Origin of the sequence: Stenotrophomonas sp. SrG, from assembly GCF_050031795.1 — a bacterium.
GTDB lineage: Bacteria > Pseudomonadota > Gammaproteobacteria > Xanthomonadales > Xanthomonadaceae > Stenotrophomonas > Stenotrophomonas rhizophila_A.
In genome coordinates this window covers 1-245 of sequence record NZ_JBNBBE010000830.1, presented here as the reverse complement: position 1 = coordinate 245, position 245 = coordinate 1, and the positions used below count along the sequence as shown (strand labels likewise).

The 245-nt window shown below is 72.2% G+C and carries 1 protein-coding gene; it reads left to right on the top strand.

Annotation, left to right across the window (positions count from 1 at the left end):
• The coding region (locus ACQG3P_RS21860) for a hypothetical protein (protein ID WP_426806223.1) at nt 1–245 on the top strand (245 nt) is incomplete at both ends.

The following is a 245-nucleotide window of genomic DNA, read 5'->3' as shown; positions in this document are numbered from 1 at the left end:
AACCGTCACCGCGGGAGCGTTCAGCCCGGGCCACTGGTTCCAGTCGGATCTGGCAACACCCAGCCCGCACAGCGGCGCGCGCCACACCTGGGACGTCTCAACCCCGGAGGGCGACCGCCTGCAGACCTCGCGGGCAGGAACGCAGCGGCAGACCGCTGACACCATGCGCCACGCGCTCGGCGGCATCGACACCCCCTACTTCCCGCCGCGCCACGCCCGCTACCTGCGGCTGGCCAGTCCTGAGA